Source organism: Halotalea alkalilenta DSM 17697 (assembly GCF_000621205.1).
Lineage (GTDB): Bacteria > Pseudomonadota > Gammaproteobacteria > Pseudomonadales > Halomonadaceae > Halotalea > Halotalea alkalilenta.
In genome coordinates this window covers 1-23,935 of the sequence record NZ_JHYY01000026.1, presented here as the reverse complement: position 1 = coordinate 23,935, position 23,935 = coordinate 1, and the positions used below count along the sequence as shown (strand labels likewise).

The 23,935-nt window shown below is 63.2% G+C and carries 25 protein-coding genes, 3 tRNA genes, 1 rRNA gene and 2 pseudogenes; 12 read left to right on the top strand and 19 right to left on the bottom strand.

Annotated features, from left to right (window positions below; genetic code table 11):
- Positions 1-13: 13 nt before the first annotated feature.
- From Q376_RS0105815 to oxdA, 3 genes are all read right to left on the bottom strand, one after another.
- Entirely contained in the window at positions 14-1,528 is a 1,515-nt protein-coding gene (locus tag Q376_RS0105815) for an amidase (RefSeq protein ID WP_027349523.1), read from the bottom strand.
- Between the two features lie 217 nt (positions 1,529-1,745).
- Positions 1,746-2,612 (bottom strand): transporter, encoded by an 867-nt coding sequence (locus Q376_RS0105810; protein WP_027349522.1) that lies wholly within the window; start codon positions 2,610-2,612, stop codon positions 1,746-1,748.
- A 67-nt stretch (positions 2,613-2,679) separates the two neighbouring features.
- Positions 2,680-3,735: an aliphatic aldoxime dehydratase gene (oxdA, locus tag Q376_RS0105805; protein WP_027349521.1), complete on the bottom strand. Its 1,056-nt coding sequence runs from the start codon at positions 3,733-3,735 to the stop codon at positions 2,680-2,682.
- Positions 3,736-4,389: 654 nt separating this feature from the next.
- Between oxdA and Q376_RS0105800 the strand changes: the two genes are divergently transcribed.
- Positions 4,390-5,322, top strand: coding sequence for an AraC-like ligand-binding domain-containing protein (locus Q376_RS0105800; protein WP_027349520.1), 933 nt, complete (start codon positions 4,390-4,392; stop codon positions 5,320-5,322).
- A 50-nt stretch (positions 5,323-5,372) separates the two neighbouring features.
- On the opposite strand, the pseudogene Q376_RS25620 reads toward Q376_RS0105800, so the two are convergent.
- The 4 genes and pseudogenes from Q376_RS25620 to Q376_RS0105780 all read right to left on the bottom strand — a co-directional run.
- A pseudogene (locus Q376_RS25620) lies at positions 5,373-5,783 on the bottom strand (prolyl oligopeptidase family serine peptidase); the annotation flags it as partial.
- A gap of 15 nt (positions 5,784-5,798) precedes the next feature.
- A pseudogene (locus tag Q376_RS25155) lies at positions 5,799-6,383 on the bottom strand (hypothetical protein); the annotation flags it as partial.
- Between the two features lie 157 nt (positions 6,384-6,540).
- Positions 6,541-6,828: a HigA family addiction module antitoxin gene (locus Q376_RS0105785; RefSeq protein ID WP_211266603.1), complete on the bottom strand. Its 288-nt coding sequence runs from the start codon at positions 6,826-6,828 to the stop codon at positions 6,541-6,543.
- Positions 6,829-6,915: 87 nt separating this feature from the next.
- On the bottom strand, positions 6,916-7,194 hold the full coding sequence (locus Q376_RS0105780; protein WP_027349516.1) for a type II toxin-antitoxin system RelE/ParE family toxin: 279 nt from the start codon (positions 7,192-7,194) through the stop codon (positions 6,916-6,918).
- Positions 7,195-7,561: 367 nt separating this feature from the next.
- Here Q376_RS0105780 and Q376_RS24690 point away from each other — a divergent pair, with 367 nt between their 5' ends.
- The 4 genes from Q376_RS24690 (at position 7,562) to Q376_RS25330 (ending at position 9,034) form a co-directional block, all read left to right on the top strand.
- Positions 7,562-7,759 (top strand): hypothetical protein, encoded by a 198-nt coding sequence (locus tag Q376_RS24690; protein WP_027349514.1) that lies wholly within the window; start codon positions 7,562-7,564, stop codon positions 7,757-7,759.
- An 86-nt stretch (positions 7,760-7,845) separates the two neighbouring features.
- Positions 7,846-8,028, top strand: a complete 183-nt coding sequence (locus tag Q376_RS24215; protein WP_081803422.1) for a type II toxin-antitoxin system HicA family toxin — start codon at positions 7,846-7,848, stop codon at positions 8,026-8,028.
- A gap of 26 nt (positions 8,029-8,054) precedes the next feature.
- A complete protein-coding gene (locus Q376_RS0105760; protein WP_027349513.1) occupies positions 8,055-8,459 on the top strand; it encodes a type II toxin-antitoxin system HicB family antitoxin in 405 nt (134 codons plus the stop codon).
- On the top strand, positions 8,456-9,034 hold the full coding sequence (locus tag Q376_RS25330) for a site-specific integrase (protein WP_245598909.1): 579 nt from the start codon (positions 8,456-8,458) through the stop codon (positions 9,032-9,034). The genes Q376_RS0105760 and Q376_RS25330 overlap by 4 nt, the downstream gene beginning before the upstream one ends.
- Positions 9,035-9,119: 85 nt before the next feature.
- On the opposite strand, the gene Q376_RS0105750 is transcribed toward Q376_RS25330, so the two are convergent.
- The 6 genes from Q376_RS0105750 to Q376_RS0105725 form a co-directional block, all read right to left on the bottom strand.
- Positions 9,120-9,195 (bottom strand) — tRNA-Thr (locus Q376_RS0105750).
- Positions 9,196-9,231: 36 nt separating this feature from the next.
- Positions 9,232-9,306, bottom strand: a tRNA-Gln gene (locus Q376_RS0105745).
- 9 nt (positions 9,307-9,315) lie between these two features.
- Positions 9,316-9,391, bottom strand: a tRNA-Phe gene (locus Q376_RS0105740).
- Between the two features lie 94 nt (positions 9,392-9,485).
- The gene (locus Q376_RS0105735) at positions 9,486-9,758 is read right to left on the bottom strand and encodes an oxidative damage protection protein (RefSeq protein WP_027349511.1); all 273 of its coding nucleotides are present in this window, start codon (positions 9,756-9,758) and stop codon (positions 9,486-9,488) included.
- Between the two features lie 83 nt (positions 9,759-9,841).
- Positions 9,842-10,951, bottom strand: a complete 1,110-nt coding sequence (mutY, locus tag Q376_RS0105730) for an A/G-specific adenine glycosylase (RefSeq protein WP_027349510.1) — start codon at positions 10,949-10,951, stop codon at positions 9,842-9,844.
- On the bottom strand, positions 10,948-13,359 hold the full coding sequence (locus Q376_RS0105725) for an AsmA family protein (RefSeq protein WP_027349509.1): 2,412 nt from the start codon (positions 13,357-13,359) through the stop codon (positions 10,948-10,950). Before Q376_RS0105725 ends, mutY begins: the two co-directional genes overlap by 4 nt.
- A gap of 294 nt (positions 13,360-13,653) precedes the next feature.
- On the opposite strand from Q376_RS0105725, the gene hisB reads away from it, so the two are divergent.
- The 4 genes from hisB (at position 13,654) to hisF (ending at position 16,616) form a co-directional block, all read left to right on the top strand.
- Positions 13,654-14,277: an imidazoleglycerol-phosphate dehydratase HisB gene (gene hisB / locus Q376_RS0105720; protein WP_027349508.1), complete on the top strand. Its 624-nt coding sequence runs from the start codon at positions 13,654-13,656 to the stop codon at positions 14,275-14,277.
- 63 nt (positions 14,278-14,340) lie between these two features.
- Positions 14,341-14,979: an imidazole glycerol phosphate synthase subunit HisH gene (gene hisH / locus Q376_RS0105715; protein ID WP_027349507.1), complete on the top strand. Its 639-nt coding sequence runs from the start codon at positions 14,341-14,343 to the stop codon at positions 14,977-14,979.
- Between the two features lie 95 nt (positions 14,980-15,074).
- Positions 15,075-15,806, top strand: a complete 732-nt coding sequence (hisA, locus tag Q376_RS0105710; RefSeq protein ID WP_027349506.1) for a 1-(5-phosphoribosyl)-5-[(5-phosphoribosylamino)methylideneamino]imidazole-4-carboxamide isomerase — start codon at positions 15,075-15,077, stop codon at positions 15,804-15,806.
- A gap of 36 nt (positions 15,807-15,842) precedes the next feature.
- Positions 15,843-16,616, top strand: a complete 774-nt coding sequence (gene hisF / locus Q376_RS0105705; protein WP_027349505.1) for an imidazole glycerol phosphate synthase subunit HisF — start codon at positions 15,843-15,845, stop codon at positions 16,614-16,616.
- A gap of 103 nt (positions 16,617-16,719) precedes the next feature.
- On the opposite strand, the gene Q376_RS0105700 is transcribed toward hisF, so the two are convergent.
- Both Q376_RS0105700 and Q376_RS0105695 read right to left on the bottom strand, forming a co-directional pair.
- Positions 16,720-17,343: a YjaG family protein gene (locus tag Q376_RS0105700; RefSeq protein ID WP_027349504.1), complete on the bottom strand. Its 624-nt coding sequence runs from the start codon at positions 17,341-17,343 to the stop codon at positions 16,720-16,722.
- Between the two features lie 38 nt (positions 17,344-17,381).
- Positions 17,382-17,675 (bottom strand): MGMT family protein, encoded by a 294-nt coding sequence (locus Q376_RS0105695; protein ID WP_027349503.1) that lies wholly within the window; start codon positions 17,673-17,675, stop codon positions 17,382-17,384.
- Positions 17,676-17,908: 233 nt separating this feature from the next.
- Here Q376_RS0105695 and Q376_RS0105690 point away from each other — a divergent pair, with 233 nt between their 5' ends.
- Positions 17,909-18,601: a type 1 glutamine amidotransferase gene (locus Q376_RS0105690; protein ID WP_027349502.1), complete on the top strand. Its 693-nt coding sequence runs from the start codon at positions 17,909-17,911 to the stop codon at positions 18,599-18,601.
- A gap of 152 nt (positions 18,602-18,753) precedes the next feature.
- Here the strand turns inward: Q376_RS0105690 and selD are convergent, their stop codons facing one another.
- The 3 genes from selD to Q376_RS0105675 all read right to left on the bottom strand — a co-directional run bounded on the left by selD (position 18,754) and on the right by Q376_RS0105675 (position 21,812).
- On the bottom strand, positions 18,754-19,791 hold the full coding sequence (gene selD / locus Q376_RS0105685) for a selenide, water dikinase SelD (RefSeq protein WP_027349501.1): 1,038 nt from the start codon (positions 19,789-19,791) through the stop codon (positions 18,754-18,756).
- Positions 19,792-19,873: 82 nt separating this feature from the next.
- The gene (gene radA, locus Q376_RS0105680; RefSeq protein WP_027349500.1) at positions 19,874-21,241 is read right to left on the bottom strand and encodes a DNA repair protein RadA; all 1,368 of its coding nucleotides are present in this window, start codon (positions 21,239-21,241) and stop codon (positions 19,874-19,876) included.
- 97 nt (positions 21,242-21,338) lie between these two features.
- The gene (locus Q376_RS0105675) at positions 21,339-21,812 is read right to left on the bottom strand and encodes a copper resistance protein NlpE N-terminal domain-containing protein (protein WP_027349499.1); all 474 of its coding nucleotides are present in this window, start codon (positions 21,810-21,812) and stop codon (positions 21,339-21,341) included.
- A gap of 221 nt (positions 21,813-22,033) precedes the next feature.
- On the opposite strand from Q376_RS0105675, the gene hisC reads away from it, so the two are divergent.
- Positions 22,034-23,089: a histidinol-phosphate transaminase gene (gene hisC / locus Q376_RS0105670; RefSeq protein WP_027349498.1), complete on the top strand. Its 1,056-nt coding sequence runs from the start codon at positions 22,034-22,036 to the stop codon at positions 23,087-23,089.
- The gene (gene gloA2 / locus Q376_RS0105665) at positions 23,086-23,490 is read left to right on the top strand and encodes an SMU1112c/YaeR family gloxylase I-like metalloprotein (protein ID WP_027349497.1); all 405 of its coding nucleotides are present in this window, start codon (positions 23,086-23,088) and stop codon (positions 23,488-23,490) included. The genes hisC and gloA2 overlap by 4 nt, the downstream gene beginning before the upstream one ends.
- A 223-nt stretch (positions 23,491-23,713) precedes the next feature.
- On the opposite strand, the gene rrf is transcribed toward gloA2, so the two are convergent.
- Positions 23,714-23,829 (bottom strand): 5S ribosomal RNA (rrf, locus tag Q376_RS0105660).
- Positions 23,830-23,935 lie beyond the last annotated feature (106 nt).

The following is a 23,935-nucleotide window of genomic DNA, read 5'->3' as shown; positions in this document are numbered from 1 at the left end:
TAGGGGGATCGCCTTAGAACGTCTGCCAATCGCCAGTCGACTCGAATGCGGCGGCCGCTTGGTAGATCGTACCTTCGGCGAAGTGCCGACCCACCAGCATCAGCCCCACCGGCAGACCATCCACCTGGCCGCAGGGGATCGACATGGCTGGGTGGCCGGTGACGTCCAGGGGCGTAGTGTTGCCGATCATCTCCAGCGCCCGGGCCACGTCTTCGGTCACCGGGCAGCCGGGCGCCGGCAGCGGCTGCGCGGTGATCGGCACGGTGGGCATCACCAGCAGGTCATAGCGGTCCAGCGCCTGGTCGTAGCCGGCACGCGCCCTGCGCGTCAGATTCTGGGCCTTGGCGTAGTAGCGACCGTTGTAGCGTTCGAGGCCATACTGGCCAACCAACATGCACAGCTTGAGCGATGCAGAGAGCGCATCGGCGCTGTTGCGCCAGCCGACGTGCTTGTCCAGCAGCCCGACGTCGTAGAGTCCCTTCCAGTTAAAGCCCATGCCATTGCCATGCATCATCTGGACCGTCAGGCCCTCGCAGCCGATCGGGTGCCAGAGCGATCCCGCCAAGCCGTGCTCGGGCACCGACACTTCGCTTACCACGGCACCCAGCCGTTCCAGGCGGGCGATGCCCTCACGCACCTTGTCGGCCACGCGGGGATCCAGGTTGGACAAATGGAAGCCTTCGCTCAGGATGCCGATTTTCAGACCATCCACGCCCCGTCCCAGCGCCTCGGAATAGGCATCGACCGGCGGCGCATACTGGCGCGGGTCGAGGCCATCGGCACCGGCCAGCACCTCCAGCATCAAAGCATTGTCGCGCACGTTGGCGGTGATCGGTCCTGCGTGATCGATGGTCGCCTCGATCGGCATGAGGCCGGTGTACGGCACCAGGCCATGCGTCGGCTTCATGCCGTAGGTCCCGCAGAACGCCGAGGGAATACGGATGGAGCCGCCCTGGTCACCACCGATGGCCATGTCCACCGCCCCGGCGGCCACCAGGGCAGCGCTGCCGGAGGAGGAACCACCCGCGGCATAGCCGTGGCGGCGCGGATTGTGCACGGGCTCAGGATCGGAGGTATGGCTGCCACCGGAAAGGCAGAAGTGCTCGCAGGTGGCCTTGCCGAGGATCGTCGCTCCGGCATCCAGCAGGCGGGTGACCACGGTAGCGTCGAAGGACGGCACGAAGCCTTCCAGGGTGGAGGCGCCGTTCATCATCGGCACCCCGGCCAAAGCCACATTGTCCTTGAGCGCGACGGTACGCCCGGCCAGCTTTCCTTCGGCACTGCCCCGTACTTCGCTCTTGTAGTACCAGGCGTTATAGGGATTCTCATCGCCGCTGGGTCGGTAGCCAGCGGAGCGAGGGTAGCGAACTTCGGGAACTTCGTCGGGCAGCTCGTCGACCAGGTCGTAGGCATCGAAGCTTGACTGCATCAGGGCCAGGTATTCACTGGCCTGCTCCGGTGTCAGCCGCATATGCAGGCGGCTGGCAAGGTCTTGGAGTTGATCGAGATTGGGACGAACGATAGCCATGGGAGTTTCCTGTTCCTGCTCCAGGTCGGGCCAGCGCAGCCGGCCACTAAGGAAAATGTGTTGTACGAATGCAAGGCGCGGACGCTTCGCTCGGGGCATGGAATCCGGCGCTACCGGATCCAAATTAGATCGAGCGACTCATTGGCGCTTGGCTCAGAAGGACAGCCGTTTGGTCGAGAAGGACAGCCCGCCGAACGCATGCCGTGCGACGATTGGCTCAGAAGACCCGCACATAGCGAAGGTTCATGCGGAAGTCTTCCCTGGCGCCGTTGTCCACCGATAGATCCCGCCCCAGCTGCAGTTGGACCTGGTCCTTGGGCGTGACGAACTTGCTGGCCGTGAGGCGGAGATTGGTGGTCTCCAATCTGTTGTCCTGATCGACGCCGTCGACCTGGGTCTCCCCACCCCAGTTGTGGCCGAAGCCGATGCCGAAGTCGGTGGTGGGATCCGGCATGTAGCGCCCCATAATCTGGGCGCTATAGGAGACGTCCTGCTCCATCCGGGAGGATGAGGCACCGAAATCTTTGTTGTCGCCGTACCAGATGACGTCACCGACCAGGTCGAGGGCCCAATTCTCGGTGAAGTGCTTGATGTAGGCGGCCTGGAAGTCGACTTTCCAGCGGTTCTCACCAAGGTTGAGCGCATCGTTCCTATCGTAGTCACCGGTAGGCAGGTAGAGATAAGCGGTCGCGCTGAGGATGTCCCGGGCGTCGTTGAGGCGGTACTTGATCGGCGCAGTGAGGATAAGATCGCCAATTCCGCTGGCGCTGCCCATGGCGGAAGCATCGCCGTTGCCCGACACATGGCCGAATGGCACCAGGAACTGCGGATCGATGGTTGCCCTGTCGCTCAACCGGTAGACATGCAGCAGGCGAAGCATGCCGATATTGGAGGTCAGGTTGAAGTCGGAGCTGCTCTTGCGCCCTTGGGAGTACAGGGCGTCGGTGCTGGAGTGCTGGTAATAGATCAGACCGATGGTAGACCCTACCGGCAGCTGCTCGTAGTCACCGGGCGCGACTTCGACGGCTTGGGCGTGCAGAGCGGGCAGCAAAGCGGCGAGCAGCAGGATACGGGGCTTGAACATTATTGTTGTTCCTTGGCAAAGGGAAGCCGTGCCGCCTAGAGCGGCAGGCGGTTTCGATGGCGAGGGATCAGGACTGCATGGGTTGCGCGTCGCGCAGCATGCCGGTCCGCGGGTGGCAGTCGATGTACTCGAACATCTGGCTGCGGGCGTCCGACACCGACACCTCGTGGTAGAGCCGCAGCTTCTGCAGGCCAGCCGCCACTCGGAAGAAAGTGGTGAAGATGCGCAGGTGGGTTGGGTGGGACTCCGCCCATCGCTCCAGCCTGTCGAGCGAGCGCCAGTGCCCGATGTCATAGGCGATGTCGAGCAGGTTGCCGTCCAGATCGATGTTGCGTACGAAGCGGTTGCTGTAGCAGCCCAGCGCCTGCCCCTCGTCGCGCAGGAAGTCCATCCCCTGCAAAAGCGGCGGCAGCATCTCATCGAAGTACAGCGCGCGCTCTTCGTCTCCCGCCTCGGCCCAGTCCTGCCCGGAGCGGATCAGGGCGATGTTGTCGTGTCCCTGTACCAGCACCCGGCCGCCCTTGGCGGGGTCTCCGGAAACGACCCGCAGCTCGCCGGACGGTCGCATCCAATCGGTCTGGGAGACCGGCAAGCGGTCACGCATCGAGCCCCAGTAGCCGTGCTCCTCGATATCGCCGCTGATTCCGTCCATCACGCCGCCGACGCCGGGCAAGTCGTCGCGGAAGCCGTACAGGGTCTCGAACTGCTCGGCACGAGGGGCGATGATCTCGCGGAAGTAACCCAGCCCTTCGCCCAAGCGATCCTCGGAGGACCACCAGCCATCCACCTCTGGCGAACGCAACCAGCGGCAGTGGGCGGCCGGGTCACGCCAGTAGCCGACGACGATGAAGTTCTCGTAGCCCTCGGCATCGGTATGGTGGGTCAAATCATGGTGGCGTGGGCCATCGGCGAGGTCGAAGCTGGCGACGATGCCGCGCATGGCCTCAAGGGCGGCTTCACGCTGCTCTTCGCGAAACTGTATGCCTAGGTAGGCCATCACCACCTGCTGCAGGCTTGCATCCGCACGCGCCACCCACATCGGAAAAGGCGGCTGGTAATCGTCGTCGACCCGACGCGACAGCGTGCGGGGACATTTGAGGTGCTTGTCGATGGCGGATTCCATAGGAGCTCCTGGTTGTGGTTCTTGGTTTCAGGCTTACGGATGGAGTAATACGTGCGAGGTTCGTCCCGGCTCGACGGGGGAGCACCGAGGCGGTGATGGAAACGAGAAGAGAGCGAACGCCTTCGGCGCCAAATCGCGCAGTCGCGTAAAACGAGGCCGGTCGGTCAGCCAGCGGCGCTGTTGGGCAAGCATGAGCATTCCTCGTCGATCGGAGTGGGGAAACTCGACGAGAGAGAAATTAGGCAGCCGCGCCCCTCGGCGCTTGGTCGAGAAGGACAGCCACTTGGCTGAAAGGGACAACTTGTCAGTGGCGCAATCACGTCTACGCTGCTCGGCGCAACCATGCACTATATCAACGCAAGATCAGCGTTCCACGCCATCGAACGCACCACAAAGTCACGCGAACAAGCGAAACAGCTGTCCATGTCGGATGTCGATCGATCCGGCCCGACGGGCAAATCGCCTTCGCGCACTGATACGGCTCATGGAAGGAAGTGGCGGTGCGAGTTGGGTCGAGCGCTCTCTCATGGCTTAACCGGGTCAAGTGGGAACCTGGCTACCTTCGTCGAGGCTTTCGACGACATGGCCTGTAAATTGCTTGAAGGCTGGACTCTCAAACAGTCGTCGTAGATTCGCCGATGCGAGGTGTCCGCCGTGAGCAACACTCAGTATTCGACCAGCGCCGTCACTGCCCCCCGCCGCTTCGAGTATTGGAAGGAGGTGGTCTGTCGCCATTGCATTCCTGCCGCAAGCAAGCCCTTGGGCGACAATGACTTCGAAGGCCAGCTCGCTGTCCGCGGCCTTGGCTCGCTCGACATCTGCACATTGTCCGCGTCACTGCACTATTGGGAGCGCACGCCCCAGCATCTGCGCAGCGGCCCCGACGAGGACCTCTGGCTGGGCTTCACCCGGCATGGCTACGGCGAACTGGAGCAGGGCGGCCGCAGGGCGAAGCTGTCGGCTGGCAGCCTGATGCTCTACGACGCCTCGCAAACCTTCCGCTTCAGCCTCGGCGGCTCCGACATCCACCTGGTGCGTATTCCCCGGCATCTGTTGAGCTTCCGCCTGCCCGGGGTCGAGAAACTCACCGCCCAGGTGCTGGACGACCGCCGCCCCGGCGTGGTCCCGCTGCGTGAGATGCTGCTCCAGGCTTCCGCGACTCCCCCAGGACTGCAGAATGCGGAAATTTCCAAGCGCTTCTCGCAGACGATGCTCGACCTGCTGGTACTCAGCCTGGAACTTCAGGACCTGAAGAAGACCAACGCCGAGCTCGATCTGTACACCCGGGTGATGAACTACATTCGTCTTCACCTCAGCGACCCGAACCTGACCATCGAGCGCATCGCCCAAGCGCACCATGTCTCCACCCGCACCGTCACCCGCGCATTCGCCCGACACCAGAAGACGCCAGTCTCGGTAATCTGGCAGGAGCGCCTGCAGGCTAGCCGAGAGGCGATCGAGAACGGCCACGTGCGCAGCGTTTCCCAAGTAGCACTGGACCACGGATTCTCGGATTTCTCACACTTCAGCCACGCCTTCCGCAAGGCCTTCGGCGTCGCCCCGCAGACACTGCTGCGCAGGCACTGATCCACCCTCCTCAACGCCAGCCCCGTCCAATGGGCGGCGAAGGCCCACATGTCGGTGGCCTGGAGTGCGGCGAGATACTTGAAGCTGTGGGCAGGCACGACGCGATCATCCGTATCGGCCGTCGTCACCAGGATGGCGGGATAAGCCTTGCCGATGCGGATGTTGTGATAGGGCGAATAGCCCAGCAGGTTGCGAAAATCCGCCTCTTGCGCCGGATCGCCGAATTCACTGATCCATAGCCGACCGCCGGTGAAGCGGTCGAAACGCAGCATATCCATCACGCCGACGCCGGGAGGCGCGGCGGCAAAGAGATCCGGCCGCTGGTTGACCACGGCACCGACCAGTAGCCCGCCATTGGACTCGCCTTGGATCGCAAGCCCATCGGATGAGGCGATCCCTTCGGCCCGCAGATACTCGCCAGCGGCGATGAAATCGTCGAAGCTGTTCTGCTTGTCGAGCAGACGCCCGCCGTCACGCTAGCCCTTGCCGTATTCGCCACCGCCGCGGATGTTGGCGACGGCCACGACACCACCCGGCTCCATCCATGCCAACTGGGCAGGCGAATAGATCGGGATAGCGCTGATTCCAAAGCCACCGTAGCCGTACAGCAGGGTTGCGGCGGGTCTAGTGGTATCCTCGCGCCGGACGATGAACATCGACACCTTGGCGCCGTCCTTCGAGGCATAGAAGCGCTGCTCGACGACGATCCGATCGAGATCGACGGCGATCTTCGGCTGCGCCCATACTGAGCTTGTGTTGGTGGCCACGTCGTGGCGATAGATCGTGGTCGGCGCATTGTGGTTGGTAAAGACGAAGAACGCCTCATCGTCCGTCGCTCGGCCGCGCAGACCCCTGGCGCTGCCGATGCCAGGTAGCGCCAAGACGATGCCGGAGAATCCATCGAGCCTGTAGCTTTCCACCTGCGTCTTCGCATCGACCAGGTAGGAGACGATGAGCCTGCCGCCGAGCAGCGATGCGTCGTTGAGGATCGCCTCCTTCTCGACGATCAAGTCAGTGAACGTCGGCTCGGCATCACCGAGATCCAGGGTCACGATCTTTCCGCGCTCTGCACCCTCCTAACTTCGTCCCGATATTGCCGACGACGGACCAGTAATTATCGAAGTTCGTGACCAGTGTGCGCGGCGTCCAGCCGGAACTGGCCAGACCCACGATGGTCGGTGCGCTGCCACCCGAGCCGGGGAGGAGTGATGGAGCGACTCAGGACGCCTCTGCAAATCGCTCGATATGGTTCTGTTCACGGGCTTCCGCCTGAGCGAGATCATACTGAGTCTGCATCATCATCCAGTGGCGAGCATTGCCGATCCCGCCATGCTCGAGACGTACCGCGAAGTCTGGCGAAATCGCGGCATGCTCGTTCAGCACTCGCGAAACCGAGTTGCGCGACATGTCCAGTTTGTTGGCCAACTCGGTCACACTCAAACCTAGCGCGGGGACGATCCGGCGGCGCAGCAGCCGACCAGGATGCGGGGGATTCTTCATTGCCATATCAACTTCCTCGTCTTCGACTATCCCGGTGGCCGATACCTCCGGGGCTGAGCATCGTGTTCGCACCCCCGGAGATACTTGATTCGCTCAGTGATAGTCCTCGTAGTTCACTTGGTCGGCGTCATTGCCGTCGAAGGTGAAGGTCACCACCCAATTGCCATTCACGTGTACCGAGTAGAACCCCTTACGATTGCCTATCAGCGGGGGGAAATCGAGACCGGGCAAATTCATATCTCCTGGTTCGATCGCCGCGTCCAGTGCACTCAAGATATCCTCCAAGTCTTCGACATGGTGGGGCTGCACGCCCTGAGTCTCGCCCTTCTCGAAAAGCCGCTTGAGCCCCTTGTGCTTGATCTTCTTGATCATCGCATTGATCTACCTGCTCCGTGATAGGGCAAGATCACCGTAATCCGTAACGTTACAGGTGTCAATGACAGTAGAGCGATGAAGCCTGTCATCATCACCGACGGCTCGCGGGTCACTGCGTAATGGCGAGTTTCACAACGCCAACTGCTCGTCCCACCCTTCCCGACCCCGCACCCTGACCCGGTCTAGCGGCGCTGCCACGCACCGTATCGCCCGCCCACTACCCAGAATCGAACATGGCCGATAGCTATCATCATCGCGTCCGCGTCCTCGAGGTCTCCGAGGGATCGCGCACCATCCGCACCATCTCGACCAGCGTGACCGGACTGATCGCGACCGCCCCTAGCTCGGCGCCGCTGAGCAGACCTTGACACTCACTGTCGGCCGCCCCGACATCACCGTCGAAACCCCGGTGCGCGTGGCCGGCTACAAGCCCGAGATCGACGCCACCGCCTGGATCGTCACCGAAGTGACCCACTCACTCAGCAATAGCGGGCTAGTCACTGACCTCAAATGCGAGACGGATGGTGCAGCGGTTTCAAGGAACGGTGACGAGGACGAATGAATCATAACCCCAGAGACACCTTTCCGATTGCGAAAGGTGCCCCTGGGGTTATGATTTCGCCATCGAATTTGACAAAGGAGCGGGAGGTGAAAAGCGCCGATCTGATCGATGAACTGGAAGCCGCAGGCTGGAAGTTAGACAGGATCAGAGGCAGCCATCATGTTTTCAAGCATCTGACACTGCCAGGATCGGTCCCTGGTCCTCATCCCAAGAAAGACCTGAAAATAGGCACGGTTCGCAGCATCAGGAAAAGCGCGGGGCTCCTGTAGCCCCAGCCACCGCCAAGGAGAAACATATGCGTTATCCAGTAGCGATCGATTGGGGAGACGACACCCACGCCACCGGCATGGTGATTCCCGACATTCCCAGCGCCATCACCGCCGGAGATACCATCGAGGAGGCCTACGAGATGGTCGTCGAGGTGGCCCATATTCAGCTCGGGGAGCTCGCCGCCGCTGGTAAGGATATCCCGATGCCCAGCCGCATCGAAAAGCTTCGCCAGGATCCGGAATTCGCCGGATGGGGATGGGGCATCGTCGATATCGACGTCACCCCCTACTTGGGCAAGACCGAGAAAGTCAACGTGACCTTGCCCGGCATCGTGATCCGCCGCATCGATAGCTATGTCTCGGTGCATGGCATCAAGAGCCGTTCGGCATTTCTCGCAAGCGCCGCGCTCGAGAAGCTGGGACACGAATGACCACCCTGCTGCACCAGCGCAGCCACGTGGGCTCGGTCGAGGCCAGCACAGAAGACAACGCCCCATTGGGCAAGCTCCAGTTCATCCGCGTGCTGGTCAACTTACATCTGCGCGGTATCGAGGTGCTGACAATGACCGATGCCAACGCCATTCCCGAAGGCCTCAAGACCAATCGCCGCAAGGGATCACGTGACAACATCGTCGCATGGACTCCCCGGCTTCAGGCGGCGTGGGAAGCAGCAGTTCAGCGCAGAGCGAACATCTGGGAAAAGCGCGGCCGGGCCGTCCCTCTCAATCCAGCTCGGCGGCCATTGATCATTTCGAGAAACGGCGATGCGCTGCAGAAAAGCTCGTTCGATAGCGCCTGGCAACGCTTCATTCACAACGCCATAGAGGACGGTGCGATCGACATCGAAGACCGCTTTGGACTGCATGATTTAAAGCGCAGAGGGATCACGTATACCGAAGGAAATAGGCACGACAAACAGGATGCAGCCGGTCATCGGTCACCAGCGATGATGGACGTTTACGACTTGAGTTTGCCGGTCGTGCCGATCTCGGAAACGCACAAATGAAGCAACAATCTACGCAGAAACGAAAAAACCGCCCCGAAGGCGGCATGTTCTTTGCTGCAACTGCTTGAATTTACTAGCTTTCGGATGGTGCCGGCACCAGGAGTCGAACCCGGGACCTACTGATTACAAGTCAGTTGCTCTACCAACTGAGCTATGCCGGCTTTACGTGGTGCTCGAGTCGGAATTCCGGATCGGGGTGGCTGGGGTACCAGGATTCGAACCTGGGAATGCCGGTACCAAAAACCGGTGCCTTACCACTTGGCGATACCCCATCGAAGAAGTGGTGGCCAGAGACGGAATCGAACCGCCGACACGGGGATTTTCAATCCCCTGCTCTACCAACTGAGCTATCTGGCCCCTTGCCAACGGCGCGTATTTAAACGGATATCCTCCCCATGGTCAAGCACTTGCCGAAAATATTTGGTCCTGGGTCAGGCCTGGGGTGTGCGTCTCATTCGCTGGGGGGAACGTAGCCTTGGGCGGTGTCGGTGGGCTGGTTGTCGAGGAACAGTTCGAGCTGCTCCATCAGGTAGCGGCGGGTCGCGGGGTCGAGCAGGTTGAGATGCTTTTCGTTGATCAGGCGCGTTTGCAATGCCTGCCACTCGTTCCAGGCCTGCTGGGAAACGCTGGCCTGGATCTCCTGGCCCTTGGCGCCGGGCAGTGGGGGCATGGTGAGCGCGGGCAGCTCTTGCTGGTACTTGCGACAGAATACGGTGTTCGCCATGGCTCGCTCTTGCGGTCGGGAAAAGACGGCCGTGCTCTCGTCACAGCCCGTACGGTCCTAGGTGGGGGCGGTGTGTCTCAGGTTCAATCGCGGCTCAATCGTTCGAGCAGCTTCTTGACCGGCGCGGCGAGGCCGATGCCGGAGAGATCCTGCGGGTCGATCCAGCGGCGCTCGTCGTCGGCGATCCCGTATGGGGGTGTCGCGACCTTGGCCGGGGTGGGCAGGATCTCGAGCTGGAAATGGGTGAAGACGTGAATGAAGGGCGCCCATTCGGGCGCGCGCTCGGCCCGTGGAGCGTAGGTATCGAGCCAGTCGTCGAGCTGCTCCTCGTCATCGAACTGGGGCAGCCCCCAGAGCCCGCCCCAGAGTCCGCTCGCCGGCCGACGTTCGAGCAGCACGCGGCCGTCATCGCTGCATAGCAGCAGCATGCGGGAGTGCCGGCGCGGTACCGCCTTGCGAGGTTTGGACTCGGGGAAGCGGGTCTCCTCGCCACGGCGATGGGCCTCGCAGTGATCCTCGAGCGGGCAGAGCAGACAGGCAGGCTTGGTCCGAGTGCACAGGGTGGCACCGATATCCATCATCACCTGGGTGTAGTCACCGACCCGCTGCTGAGGCGTGTAACGCTCAGCGAGTTCCCACAGCCTGCGCTCGACCGCGGGCCGGCCAGGCCAGCCTTCGACGGCATGGAAGCGGCTGAGCACGCGCTTGACGTTGCCATCGAGGATCGCTGCCCGGCCGTTACCTGAAAGGCTGATCACCGCGCCTGCGGTCGAGCGCCCGATGCCGGGCAGCTCGGCGAGCGCTTCGACGCTCTCGACCGGGAACTGGCCGCCATGCTGGTCCACGACGATCTTCGCGGCTCGATGCAAGTTACGCGCGCGGGCGTAGTAGCCGAGTCCGGTCCACAAGTGCAGCACTTCATCGATCGGAGCGCTGGCGAGGGCGAAGACATCGGGAAAGCGCGCCATGAAACGCTCGAAATAGCCGATCACGGTGGCAACCTGGGTCTGCTGGAGCATGATCTCCGAGACCCACACCCGGTAGGGTGTCTGCTCGCGCTGCCAGGGCAGGTGAGTGCGTCCGTTGTGGTCGAACCAATCGAGCACCCGGCGCTGGAACCATTCGGGCGAGAGCTCGCTTTCAGAAGCCGGGGCCGAGCGCCTCGAAACGGCGTCGAGGGATGCTTCGATCAATTGAACAACCCCCTCAATACATCACGCACGCGCTGTCCGTCCTGGGTGCCAAGGGCATCATCGATCCGAGCGCCGATGTCACCTTCGAGGACGTCATTGAGATGCTGCTTCAACGCCTCTCGCCCGCCCCGCTCGAGCTCCTCGGCGAACGCGACCTGATCGAACCGGCACCACTCCCCCGGCGCTCCAGCATACTCGCCCTCGCAGCGCAGCGGCAGCCTGATCCGCGAGAGCTGGGCCGAAACACCGCAGGCGCGCTGGGTCGGATCATCGACGAACCCGGCATGGAACAGCACATCGAAGCGGTGGGCGGCGAGATCGCTCTGCCCCGCGCCAGTGAGCCCCAATCCCGGTACCGCTCCCTCGAGATCGTCGCTATGGACGACGCCGTGATCGATGGTGAAGGTCCCTTCCAACCGCTCGATCGGGGTGTCGCTCTGCGGCTCGCGGCTCGGCTGGCTGGCGGAGAGCGTCGCGGCGGCGCTGCAGATCTGCCCGGGCACATCGACGCCCCGCAGGCGGCCGTCGACGATGGCAATGCGACCTTGCCCGGAGAGATTGCCGAGCAGTGCTTCGACGCTGTCGGCCTGGGTCGCGAGCTGCGCCTGAGCCTGCAGATTACCAGCGAAGCGCTGGTCGCTCTCATTCGAGTAGGCACTCAATATCGGCTCGAGCGCCACACCCTCGACCTGTGGAGAAAGATCGAGGCTGATCGGCGACTGGCGCAGGTCGGCACTGCCGGTCGCGCTGATCCGACCGCCATAGAGCCCGGCGCTGAAGTGCTGTAGCGCCAGTTGGCCATGATCGTTGGTGAAGCGCAGCGAAGCCTGGTCGAAATCCACTCCCCGCAGCTTGAGCCGGTCGATGGCGAGCCGTCCATCGATGGCGCTCTCGTTCAAAGCATCGAAAGACGGCAGCGGCGTGATCGCGGTGGCGTCGCCTTCGGCGAAGGCGCGGGAAATCAGCCAACCACCACTTCGTCCTGCAGCGGCATCCTGCTCGAACGCTTCTCGCGGTGGCAGATAGGGGTCCAGATCGAGCGAGGGGGAACGCAAGTCGAAGTCGAGCGCGCGTATATCGAAACCCACCGCCAGCATTCCCTCGAGTGTCTGGCCATCGATACGCGCCTGGAGATCGCTCAGCGTCAGCCGCGAGCCTTCACCGCTCAATGCGGCGTCGAAGCCGACCTCGTTCAGCGCTTGATCGCCAGCCATACTCTCGAGGCCCACCCCTCGATCGGCCAGCCAGCCACGCAAGCTGCCGTCGGCCAAAGCGAGCAGTCCCTGGTATCGAGGAGTGTCGAACAGCGACTCGATCAGAAGCGAACCACTGAGCTTCAGCTGGCTTGCGCTATCGAGCTGCAGGGCGTCCAGTCGAACGCTCTGTTCCAGCATATCGGCGTCGAGGTCGAAGCCAAGGCGCAGCGGCAGTGCGTTCCCATCGAACGCTTGGGGATGGAGTTCACCATTGAAGCTCACACCGCTGGCACGGTAGCGTCCCCGATCCAGTGCGATCTCTAGGCTCGGCAGGGTCAAATCGAGTCGCTGGCTGCGCTCGGGGCCGAGCGCTGGGATCGACGAGTTGGTACCGAGGGCGAGGCTCTCCACTGCATAGAGGCCGCGCCCTGGATCCCCCTTGACCCTGGCGTTGAGCGTGACTTGGCTGCTCAGCTCTGGCGCCTGGCTATTCAGCTCGAAAGCAAGCTCGATGGGAAAGAAATGCCCCGGAGCCACGTTCGAGCCATTGAAGCGCAGGTTGTCGAGTCGTATGTCCAGGGGCGGACGATCGCTGCCTTGGTAAAGGTAGTGATCGACGTAGTGAACCCGCCCCTGGGTGACCTGCACGGTGGAGATATCGACAGCCAGTGGCCGCTCGGCAGGCGTTCTGGGAGCACTGCTGCGCTCGCCGGTGTCGACTTGGGAGAACCAATCATCGTCGCTCAGGCGCTGGGCGGGAGCGACCTCGACCGGCGGCTCGGCGCTGGCCACCGGATCAGCGAAATGGTCAGCGATCGCCTGCCAGTTGCCGCGTCCGCTATCGTCGCGCTCCAGCTCGAGACTCAGTCCGTCGACCACCACGCCGTCGATCGAGATGTCTCCGGCAAGCAGAGGGGCGAAACGCACCTTCACATCGGCACGGTCGAGGGCAGCGAAGGGGATGCTGTCGGCCGGCTGATCGGGCAGCCGGACGGTCACGTCTTCGACGGTAACGCCTAGACGCGGATAGAAGGTCCAGGAGATCGGCCCATCGAGGGCGACGTCCAGACCGGTACGCTGCTTGGCGGCCTCGATCAGGCGCGGTTTCAGGTCATTGGGGTCGAAGAAGGTCGTGGCGTAGATCACACCGCCCACTACTACGAGCGCGATGACACCTACGGCGGCGAGCAGAGCTCGAAACAGACCTTTCATTGCATCCCCCAAGACGACTCGAGCACGATGCTCCTCGAACACGCAACCCCGCGCAGGGCCGGCCCCGCTCGCCTACCGAGCGGTAGCAGTGATGATAACTTATCGAACACTGTTCGACATCTCGGGATCGCCTCTTTTTCAACGCCCTTAGGTGTCCATGCAGTGTAGCGAACGTGGCTGGCGGTTCTCTATAATGCCGGGCATAGATTCCGTTCGTTCCGGCCCTTGGCGCCGGATGCGCCGCTCATACAGAGTCGCCTTAGCGACCTGGGCCCCATCACCGGAAAGCCTCACATGACCGATCTACCCGCCGCCGGCGCACCAGCCGCGCGCCGCACCGCTACCGTCAAGCGGGATACCGCCGAAACCCGCATCGAAGTCAGCATCGATCTCGACGGGGAGGGCCGGCTGGACGTCCAGACCGGTGTGCCCTTCTTCGAGCACATGCTGGATCAGGTGGCACGGCACGGCCAGCTCGATCTCACCATCCGCTGCGATGGCGATCTCGAGGTCGACGACCATCACACCGTCGAAGACGTGGGCATCGCTCTCGGACAGGCGTTTCGCCAGGCCCTCGGCGACAAGCGCGGCATCCAACGCTACGGCCATGCCTATGTACCGCTCGACGAGGCGCTCTCACGCGTGGTGATCGATTTCTCCGGTCGCCCGGGGCTGTTCATGACGGCGGACTTCACCCGTGCCACCATCGGGCGCTTCGAGACCCAGCTGGTCAGCGAATTCTTCCAGGGATTCGCCAACCAAGCCGCCGCCACGCTGCATATCGACAACCTCAAGGGTGTGAACGCACACCACCAGGTCGAGACGATATTCAAGGCTTTCGGCCGCGCGGTACGCCAGGCGGTCGCCTTCGATCCACGCATGGGCGGGCGCATCGCCTCGACCAAGGGTACTCTCTGAGTATCGCAGCAGACTCCGCGGGCGCCGACGTACCGGCCCCTCACATCGATAGACGAGGCCTCAATGACCATTGCAGTGATCGACTACGGCATGGGCAACCTGCACTCGGTAGCGAAGGCGCTCGAGCACGTCACCGAGGAACGTGTCGCGATCACCCGTGATCCCCGCGCGATCAAGGGCGCCACTCGCGTGGTGCTGCCCGGCCAGGGCGCTATCCGCGACTGCATCGGCGAGCTAGAGCGCACGGAGCTCACCGGGCTGGTCAAGGCGCTGCTGGCGGATGGCGACAAGCCGCTGCTCGGCATCTGCGTCGGCCAGCAGATGCTGATGGAAAAGAGCGAGGAGAACGGCGGCGTTCGCTGCTTGGGTTACCTCGAGGGGGAGGTCAAGCGCTTTCCCGCCGACATGATCGAGCAAGGCGAGCGACTCAAGGTACCTCACATGGGCTGGAACCGGGTCGAGCAACACCATATGCACCCGCTGTGGGAGGGCATCCCCACCGGTGACCGGTTCTATTTCGTGCACAGTTACTACGTCGCGGCGTCGCACGATGCCGAAGTGTTCGGCACGGTGCGCTACGGTGACGTCGTCGCCCATGTGGCGACCGGGCGCGACGCCACTTTCGCCGTTCAGTTCCACCCCGAGAAGAGTGCGGCAATGGGCCTGCGCCTGCTGGCCAACTTCGTCGCCTGGGCCCCCTGAGCGCCATCATCATTCATCCAGCATCCGGCCCGCCGGGCGCTGAAAAGCCGCCAGGCGCCATCGCGCCGCACGCTTTACGACCAAGGTACACCGACATGCTCGTGATCCCCGCCATCGACCTCAAGGATGGTCACTGCGTCCGCCTCAAGCAGGGGCGCATGGAAGACGCCACCGACTACGGCGCAGACCCAGTCGCGATGGCCAGCCGCTGGGTCGAGGCTGGCGCCCGGCGCCTTCATTTGGTCGATCTCAACGGTGCCTTCGAGGGCAAGCCGATCAACGGAGCCGCAGTCACCGCCATCGCTCGCGCCTATCCCGATTTGCCGATCCAGATCGGCGGCGGCATCCGCTCCAGCGAGACCATCGCCCACTACCTCGACGCCGGCGTCTCCTATGTGATCATCGGTACGCTCGCGGTCAAGCGCCCCGAGTTCGTCGCTAGCGCATGCCGTGAATTTCCCGGCAGGATCATCGTCGGTCTCGATGCCCGCGATGGCTTCGTCGCCACCGACGGTTGGGCGGAAGTGTCTGCGCTGCGCGCGGTCGAGCTGGCCAAGCGCTTCGCCCATGACGGAGTCTCCTCGATCGTCTACACCGACATCGCCCGCGACGGCATGATGCAGGGCGTCAATGTCGCAGCCACCGTCGAACTGGCCGAGCAGGCCGGCATTCCAGTGATCGCTTCCGGCGGCGTCACCGACCTCGACGACATCCGCGCGCTGTCCGCGGTCGCCGATCGCGGCATCCTCGGCGCGATCACCGGACGCGCGATCTACGAAGGCAGCCTCGACCTGGCCCAGGCGCAGGCGCTCTGCGATGGCCGCTGAGTCTTCGCCCACCGCCACAGGAACAGGAGCCTCGAGATGAGCCTTGCCAAGCGCATCATTCCCTGCCTGGACGTCGACCGCGGTCGCGTGGTCAAGGGCGTCAATTTCGTCGGCATCCGCGACGCGGGCGATCCGGTCGAGATTGCCAAGCGCTACAACGACCAGCACGCCGACGAGATCACCTTCCTCGATATCACCGCCAGCCACGAACGGCGCGGCACTACCCTCGAGATGGTGAGTCGGATCGCCGGGGAAGTGTTCATTCCGCTCACCGTTGGCGGCGGCATTCGCAGCTGCGACGATATTCGCGCGCTGCTCAACGCTGGCGCGGACAAGGTATCGATCAACACCGCCGCAGTGTTCAATCCGGACTTCGTGCATGAGGCGGCGGAACGTTTCGGCAGCCAGTGCATCGTCGTCGCGATCGATGCCAAGCGCGTCTCCGCCGAAGACGAGGCGCCACGCTGGGAAATATTCACCCACGGCGGCCGAAAGCCGACCGGTCTCGATGCAGTCGAGTGGGCCTGCAAGATGGTCGAATTCGGCGCTGGAGAGCTGCTGCTCACCAGCATGGATCGCGACGGCACCAAGGCAGGCTTCGATCTCGGCGTGACTCGTGCGATCAGCGATGCCGTCGCGGTGCCGGTGATCGCCTCCGGCGGGGTCGGCACCCTCGACCACCTGGTCGAAGGGGTGAAGCAGGGCGGCGCTGATGCGGTGCTTGCTGCGAGCATCTTCCACTTCGGCGAATACAGCATCGGCGAGGCGAAGGACTACCTCGCCAAGCACGGCGTCGAAGTACGCCGCTAGGCGGCCCACCACTCTCCAGTACGGCCTCGAGCGCGCGAAGCCTCGGCTCGCGCGCTCGGCCGTATGCGGGAGGCGCCGCATCGTCGTGCTCCCCGACCAGGGTTCACTCATCGTCGAGCGATAGGCCGATGTTGCTCACCCCTTCGTTACGCCCCAGTCGTTTCAGCGCGCGCAGCGCCGGTGCGTCGAGCGGGGCCTCCAGTCGTTCCAGCACCTCTTGCTGGAAATCGCGTTCGTCCGCCATCAGCGGGTGAGCATCGATCAGTGCGGAAAGCCCCTCCTCGTCCTCGATCTCCTCGCCTTCGCTGAGCTCGATGAAGCGCTCGACCCCATGGCGCGACAGCCGCGAGAGTTCGAGCGCACCTTCCGGACGCTGGCCGGCCAAGGCTTCGAGGCAGGTCGAAAGGGCCAGGGTCGCATCCCGCGCCATCTGCGCGCCGAAGCTGACATCGCTCTCGGCGAGCTGGTCGTCGAGCCCCGCCTCGATGGCGGCAAGCTTTTCTCCCTGGAGGGTGAAATCGATCCTGGCGGCGGGTACCAGCAGCGCCTCCCACACCAATGCCATCGCACTATCGACACGACGCCGGTCACCGCCGCCGCTCACCTCGTGGAAGAGTCGATAGTTGTGCAGCAAGCGCTCGGTGAGCGCGGCCATGAACACTATCGCCTCGCGCTCGGGCAGGTTGCGCAGCCGGGTCTCGAGTCGAGTCATTTCATCGTCATTCATGACGGTCTTCCCGTTCATTTCATTGGTCAAAACAGGGTTCAAGGCCAAAAGTAGTCTACGGACACACGTCCGCGTGAATCGAGCAGCACGCCCTCGTCGCGCAGTAGCCGTCGCTGACGGTCGGCGCCAGGATGATCGGCGATTCTTCCTGACGCGTCGACTACTCGCTGCCAAGGCAGGCCGTGCCCGTCGGGGAGGCTGCGCAAGGCAGCGCCGACCATTCTCGCGGAAGCGCCGTCGGTCATCTTGGCGATCCGCCCATAGCTGGTCACTCTGCCTTTCGGCACCCGCGCTACGATGGTCAGTATCTGCTCTCGCAGCAGCTGGTTCATTCTCGCATCCTCCGTACGTCCCAGAGCCTGCTCAAGCCCGCCTGCGAAATGCGGTCCTCGATGCGTACGACTATCGGATCAATGGAACATTTGCTACAACTTGTAGCGTCTCGGCCAGACTCATACCGAGCCAAGTGCTTCGTCGCGGTCGCACACCGGCACCTTTCACCACAAATGCAAAGGGTCGCACCGCGAGGACGCCCCCACGCATCAGGACGGCGGGAGTTCGCACCATGCATGTCTACTTCCTGCAGCACCACCCCGACTACGGTCCCGCACGCATCAGTGATTGGCTCACCGGCATGGGCCACAGCTACAACATCTGCCGTCTCTACCACGATGAAATGCCCCCCAAGCTCGCCGATTTCGACGCACTGGTGGTCCTCGATGGACCGGACAGCGCGCTCGACGAGGCGCCGTATCCCAACATAAAACGCGAACGCAAACTGATCGAACGCACCCTGGCCAGCGCAAAGCCGCTGATGGGCATCGGCTACGGCGGCTGCCTGATCGCCCAGTCGCTCGGCGCGATCGTCTCCCCCGGCACCTTCGCCGAGCTCGGCTGGCACGGCGTCGTGCGCGCGCCCGCCTGCCGGTTACCATTACCGGAGCGGTTCGATGCTTTCCACTGGCACAGGGAAATATTCGGACTGCCGCAGGAAGCGCATCCGGTAGGCAGCACCACCGCTAGCCCGATCCAGGGCTTCAGCTGGGACGACGAACGCGTCATCGCACTGCTCTTCCATCTCGAGGCCACCGCCACCTCGGCACAGGCGATCGCCGAGGTGGCGCTCGAGTGCGTCGGAGGCGACGAGCCCGGTGGTTTCATCCAGTCGCGCGGAGAGATGTTCGAGGCGACCCGCCGCTTCGACCGCCTCGCCCCGATGCTCGATCGGGTGATGATGGCCTGGCTGCGGCTCGGCTGAGGCATGTCATTGGGTCGATGACCACCAGGGCCTTGGTACGAAGCTCGAAAGGGGCGGCGCTCGCGCCGACCCTTCGCATCGACGCGCAGCTCAGGCCGCCCATAACGGAGCCGGGCTTTTCGCCACGCGCTAAACGATCGAAAGCGGATGGCTCACCCGTGCAAATCGATCAGAGCGCCGCCTGTAGGGGCCAGGCACTCACCGAAAGAGATCAACTCGAGGCCATGCTCACGCCCCAGCCGCTCGACATCGTCTTCCCAAGCGGGATCGACCGCGACCAGCAAACCTCCCGATATCTGCGGGTCACACAGCCACTGCCAATGCGCCTCGTCCATGTCAGCGAGCTGCTCGCCTATCGCTCGTCGATTGCGAACGCAGGCGTCGGGAACGGCGCCCTGGCGCCGATACGCTTCGGCTTCGCGCAGCATCGGCAGGCGCTCGAAGTCGACCCGAGCCGCGACTGCGCTCGCACGGCACATCTCGCCCAGATGACCAGCAAAACCGAAGCCGGTCACGTCGGTCATCGCGTGCACGCCCTCGATCGCCGCCAGGGCGATGCCGATCTCGTTGGGCCTGAGCATCACATCACGAGCCAGGGCCCAGTGCTCGATAGCGAGCAGCCCTTGCGCCTGTGCCTCGATCAGGATGCCGACCCCGAGCGGCTTGGTCAGGTAGAGCTTGTCACCGGGCCTGGCGCCAGCGTTGCGCTTGAGCTGGACGAGGGGCACCAGGCCATTGACCGAGAGACCGAATAGCGGCTCGGAAGCGACGATGGAGTGTCCACCGGCAAGGCTCAAGCCAAGCTCGCGACACACCGCCTGGGCACCGGAGAGCACCTCGCCTGCCACGGTCTCGGGCAGGCTTTGCAGCGGCCAGCCGAGGATGCTGAGCGCGAGAACCGGAGTCCCCCCCATCGCAAATACGTTGCCAATCGCATGGGTCGCACTGATGCGGCCGAAGTCGAAGGGGTCATCGACGATCGGAGCGAAGAAGTCAGCGGTACTGATCAATCCTTGACCATTGCCGAGATCGAATACCGCTGCGCCCTCACGGCCCTGGTTACCCACTATCAAGCGGGAATCGACGGTACCGGGGCCTGCGGCGCGGATGATGGCATCGAGCACGTCGGGAGCGATCTTGCCGCCGCCTCGCGGGTCGAGAACATACTGGGTGAGTCGAATCGAGGTCATGGCGGCTTCCCCTGGTAGCTAGGACCAAGCAGCAGAGACATCGCCACCGACAGGTGGCCAAGGCCCCGGCTCTAAAGCAAGCCTAGATCGCCGCGAGAGCGTCGGCGAGTTTGTCGACCGCGATCACCTGCATGCCTTCCGGCGGCTGCTTGGGCGCATTGGCGCTCGGCACGATGGCACGGGTGAAACCATGCTTGGCGGCTTCAGCGATACGGCTCTGGCCGCTCGGCACCGGGCGGATTTCCCCGGACAACCCCACCTCGCCGAAGACCACCAGCTCGCGAGGCAGCGGCTGATTGCGCAGACTCGAGACCACCGCCAGCAGAACGGCAAGGTCCGCGCTGGTCTCGAGCACCTTGACCCCGCCGACCACGTTGAGGAATACATCCTGGTCGCCGGTGAACAGCCCCCCGTGCTTGTGCAGCACGGCGAGCAGCATGGCCAGGCGCTGGCCATCCAGCCCGACCGCGACCCGCCGGGGATTGCTCATCTGTGACTCATCGAGCAGTGCCTGGACTTCGACCAGAATCGGTCGCGTACCTTCCCAAACCACCATCACCAGGCTACCCGCGGACTGCTCTTCATTGCGGGAGAGGAAGATCGCACTCGGGTTCTTCACTTCCTTGAGCCCGTGTTCGAGCATGGCGAAGACGCCCAGTTCATTGACCGCACCGAAACGATTCTTCTGCCCGCGCAGGGTGCGAAAGCGAGAATCCGCACCGCCTTCGAGCAGAAGCGATGCATCGATCATATGTTCGAGCACTTTGGGGCCAGCGAGGGTGCCATCCTTGGTGACGTGACCGACCAGCAGCAGCACGGTGTTGGTACGCTTGGCGAAGCGAGTCAACGCCGCGGCGGATTCACGTACCTGGGCCACGCCGCCCGGAGCGGAAGTGACCTCCTCGAGGTGCATGGTCTGGATCGAATCGATGATCAGGATGTCGGGGCGTTCACGTTCGGCGGTGGCAATGACCGTCTCGACGCTGGTCTCGGCGAGCATCCTGAGCCCCTGTGTGGGTAGCTGCAGCCGATGAGCGCGCATCGCCACTTGAGAGAGCGACTCTTCGCCGGTGACGTACAGCACCCGTTTGGCCTGGGCCAACTTGCAGGCGGTCTGCAGCAGTAAAGTGGACTTGCCGGCCCCCGGGTTGCCGCCGAGCAGCACGGCGGAGCCGGGCACCAGGCCACCGCCGAGCACGCGATCGAATTCTTCGAAGGTGGAGGAGAAACGCGGCACCTCGGCGAGGTCGACGCTGGCCAGGTCGATCACCTCGTTCGAGGCAGCACCTGCATAGCCTTGCCGCGCAGGCTGCGCGCCCGGACGCGCGCTGGGCGCAAGCCTAAGCTCGCTGAGCGTGTTCCATTCCCGGCAGTTGCTGCACTGTCCCTGCCACTTGCTGTATTCAGCGCCGCACTCGGTGCAGACGAACGCGGTCTTGGCCTTGGCCATCGAAACCTCTCGAAACTATGCATTGTCGATGACTGAGCTCGAGGCCAGGATGATCACGCCCACTCGGAGGAGCTTGAGCGGGCGCATCGGCCATCGATCATTGACGCTGGAGACGCAGGCTCTCACCATTTTCGAAACGGTGGAGCTGGGGGTCGATCAGCTCGAGCGTGCGGTCGTCGATTTGCAGGAAGTAATACATCTGGCCTTCGCTGCGCTGATCGGGTGTCAGCTCGAGCACTGACGCTTGGGGATCGGTGGGAATCCCTGAAATGATGTCCCAAGTGCCTTGGTAGTGCTCGGCGGGCGGATTCTGCGGATGGCCCTGATAGGCCGCATCGAGCGTGAAGGTCCGCTCCGAAGGGGATGCCGAGTTCTGGTCGCCCGAGAGCTCGACGGTAGTGAGGATGCCGCTGCAACTGCGACAAGGCAGCGTGCCACGATAGACCTGCTCGTCGGCGGACGAACGCTGTGATGCGGCACCCGAGCCGGCTGGTGCCGAACTCTGCTGCCCCGCACATCCCGCCAGCAACACGGAAGCTCCAGCACCTGCCAGCAACATCTTGATATTCATTGCGTTCTCCTCAATCCCTGGATCAGCTACGAAGACGCCGAGGCCGGGACGTCATCGTGATTTTCTCGCCCACATTAGCATATCGACACCGTACGAGGAGATGACCACGAAAGCACTGGATTCAAGCCTACGATCATCCTGCATGCCCGCGCTTGCGCGGCCAGCGTGCAAGCGCGACCATGAGGCTTTCGCCCTGGCGCCCTTGAAGCAAGCGAGACCACATGAGTAAGTTCTGGAGTCCCGAGGTACACCAACTCACCCCCTATGTTCCGGGCGAGCAGCCGCGCCAGCGGTTGATCAAGCTGAATACCAACGAGAACCCCTATCCACCAGCGCCCGGCGTCGCAGACACGCTGCGCGACTTCGATGCCACCGCGCTCAGGCTGTATCCGGATCCAGAATCCCAAGCATTGCGCACGGCGATCGCCGAGCACTATGCGGTCACGCCGGAGCAGGTGTTCGTCGGTAACGGTTCCGACGAAGTGCTGGCGCTGGCATTCATGGCTTTCTTCCGCCAGCCGCTGCCTCTCTACATGCCGGAAATCAGCTACAGCTTCTATCCGGTCTATTGCCAGCTCTACGGTGTCGAGCGCAAGGCGCTACCCCTCGATCACGAGTGGAAGGTCGATCTCGAGGCGTTTCCCACCGACAACGGTGGCGTGATCTTCGCCAACCCCAACGCACCCACCGGCCATGCACACCCGCGCGAGGCGATCGCAGGATTGCTCGAGCGCCAGCGCGACTCAGTGGTACTGGTCGATGAAGCCTACGTCGATTTCGGCGCGCAGAGCGCGGTTCCTCTGGTCGAGCGCTACCCGAACCTGCTGGTTTGCGGCACCTTCTCCAAGTCCCGCAGCCTCGCAGGCCTGAGGCTCGGCTTCGCGATCGGCTCCAAGGAGTTGATCGAGGGCATCGGGCGAGTCAAGAACTCGTTCAACTCCTACCCTATCGACCGACTCGCCGAAGCGTGCGCGATCGCTTCCCTGGCCGACCAAGCGTACTTCGAACGCTGTACGGCGGCAGTGATAGCAACCCGGGAATGGAGCAGGGAGGCGCTGGAAGCGCGTGGTTTCGACGTGCTGCCCTCGAGCAGCAATTTCCTCTTTGCCAGGCCGACGCGCATCGATGGACCGGCGCTGTTCGAATCGCTGCGCGAACGGGGGCTGCTGGTGCGTCACTTCTCGAGCCCGGCGCTGGCACCTTTCCTTCGCATCACGATCGGCACCGATGAAGAGATGCGCACGCTGGTCGAGGCGATCGACGAGATCCAAGCATGAGCGATCCAGGGCTGGGGCTCGATGGATTCCACCATGTGGCGTTGATCACCTCGGACTATCCGCGCGCCAAGCACTTCTATGTCGACATTCTTGGCGCCAAGGTGATCGACGAGACTTTGCGCGTGGAGCGTGAAAGCTACAAGCTCGATCTACTTCTGCCCGGTGGCGCGCAGCTCGAACTGTTCTCCTTTCCTGCGCCGCCGCCTCGGGTCAATCGTCCGGAGGCCTGCGGCCTGCGCCACTTGGCCTTTCGCTGTCGGGATGTGGATGTCGCCCGCCAGATGCTCGAGACACGCGGCGTGACGTGTGAGCCAGTGCGGGTGGATGAGCTCACCGGTCGGCGTTTCACCTTCTTCGCTGATCCTGACGGTACACCGCTGGAACTCTATGAAACCGGCTGAGCCGCGGTAATCCTCGACTCGTTGCATCGGCCATGAGCCGCAAGCAATGGAGTCGATCGAAACGCTCGACGCGCGCCGGGCGTTTATCCACAGCGCCTGCCGCGAACCGGCTGTGGGTAAACCATCCTCGACGGGCGCTCCGGCCCTTTTCCGCCGCCCCTCGCCGGGCGCCCCATAAGTGAAAACCCCCGCACCAGTCGGTGCGGGGGTCCTCGGGATGAATGCTTGACGATGACCTACTCTCACATGGGGAGACCCCACACTACCATCGGCGCTGAGCGGTTTCACTGCTGAGTTCGGCATGGGGTCAGGTGGGACCCGCTCGCTATGGTCGTCAAGCATATTCTGGCGCAAAGCCCGCCTATCCAGGCAAACTTCACTGATTCGTGGATCATGCTGGCCGAGATCGTCTCGTCGTATCCGTTGCTTCGTCTTTCGATGACCT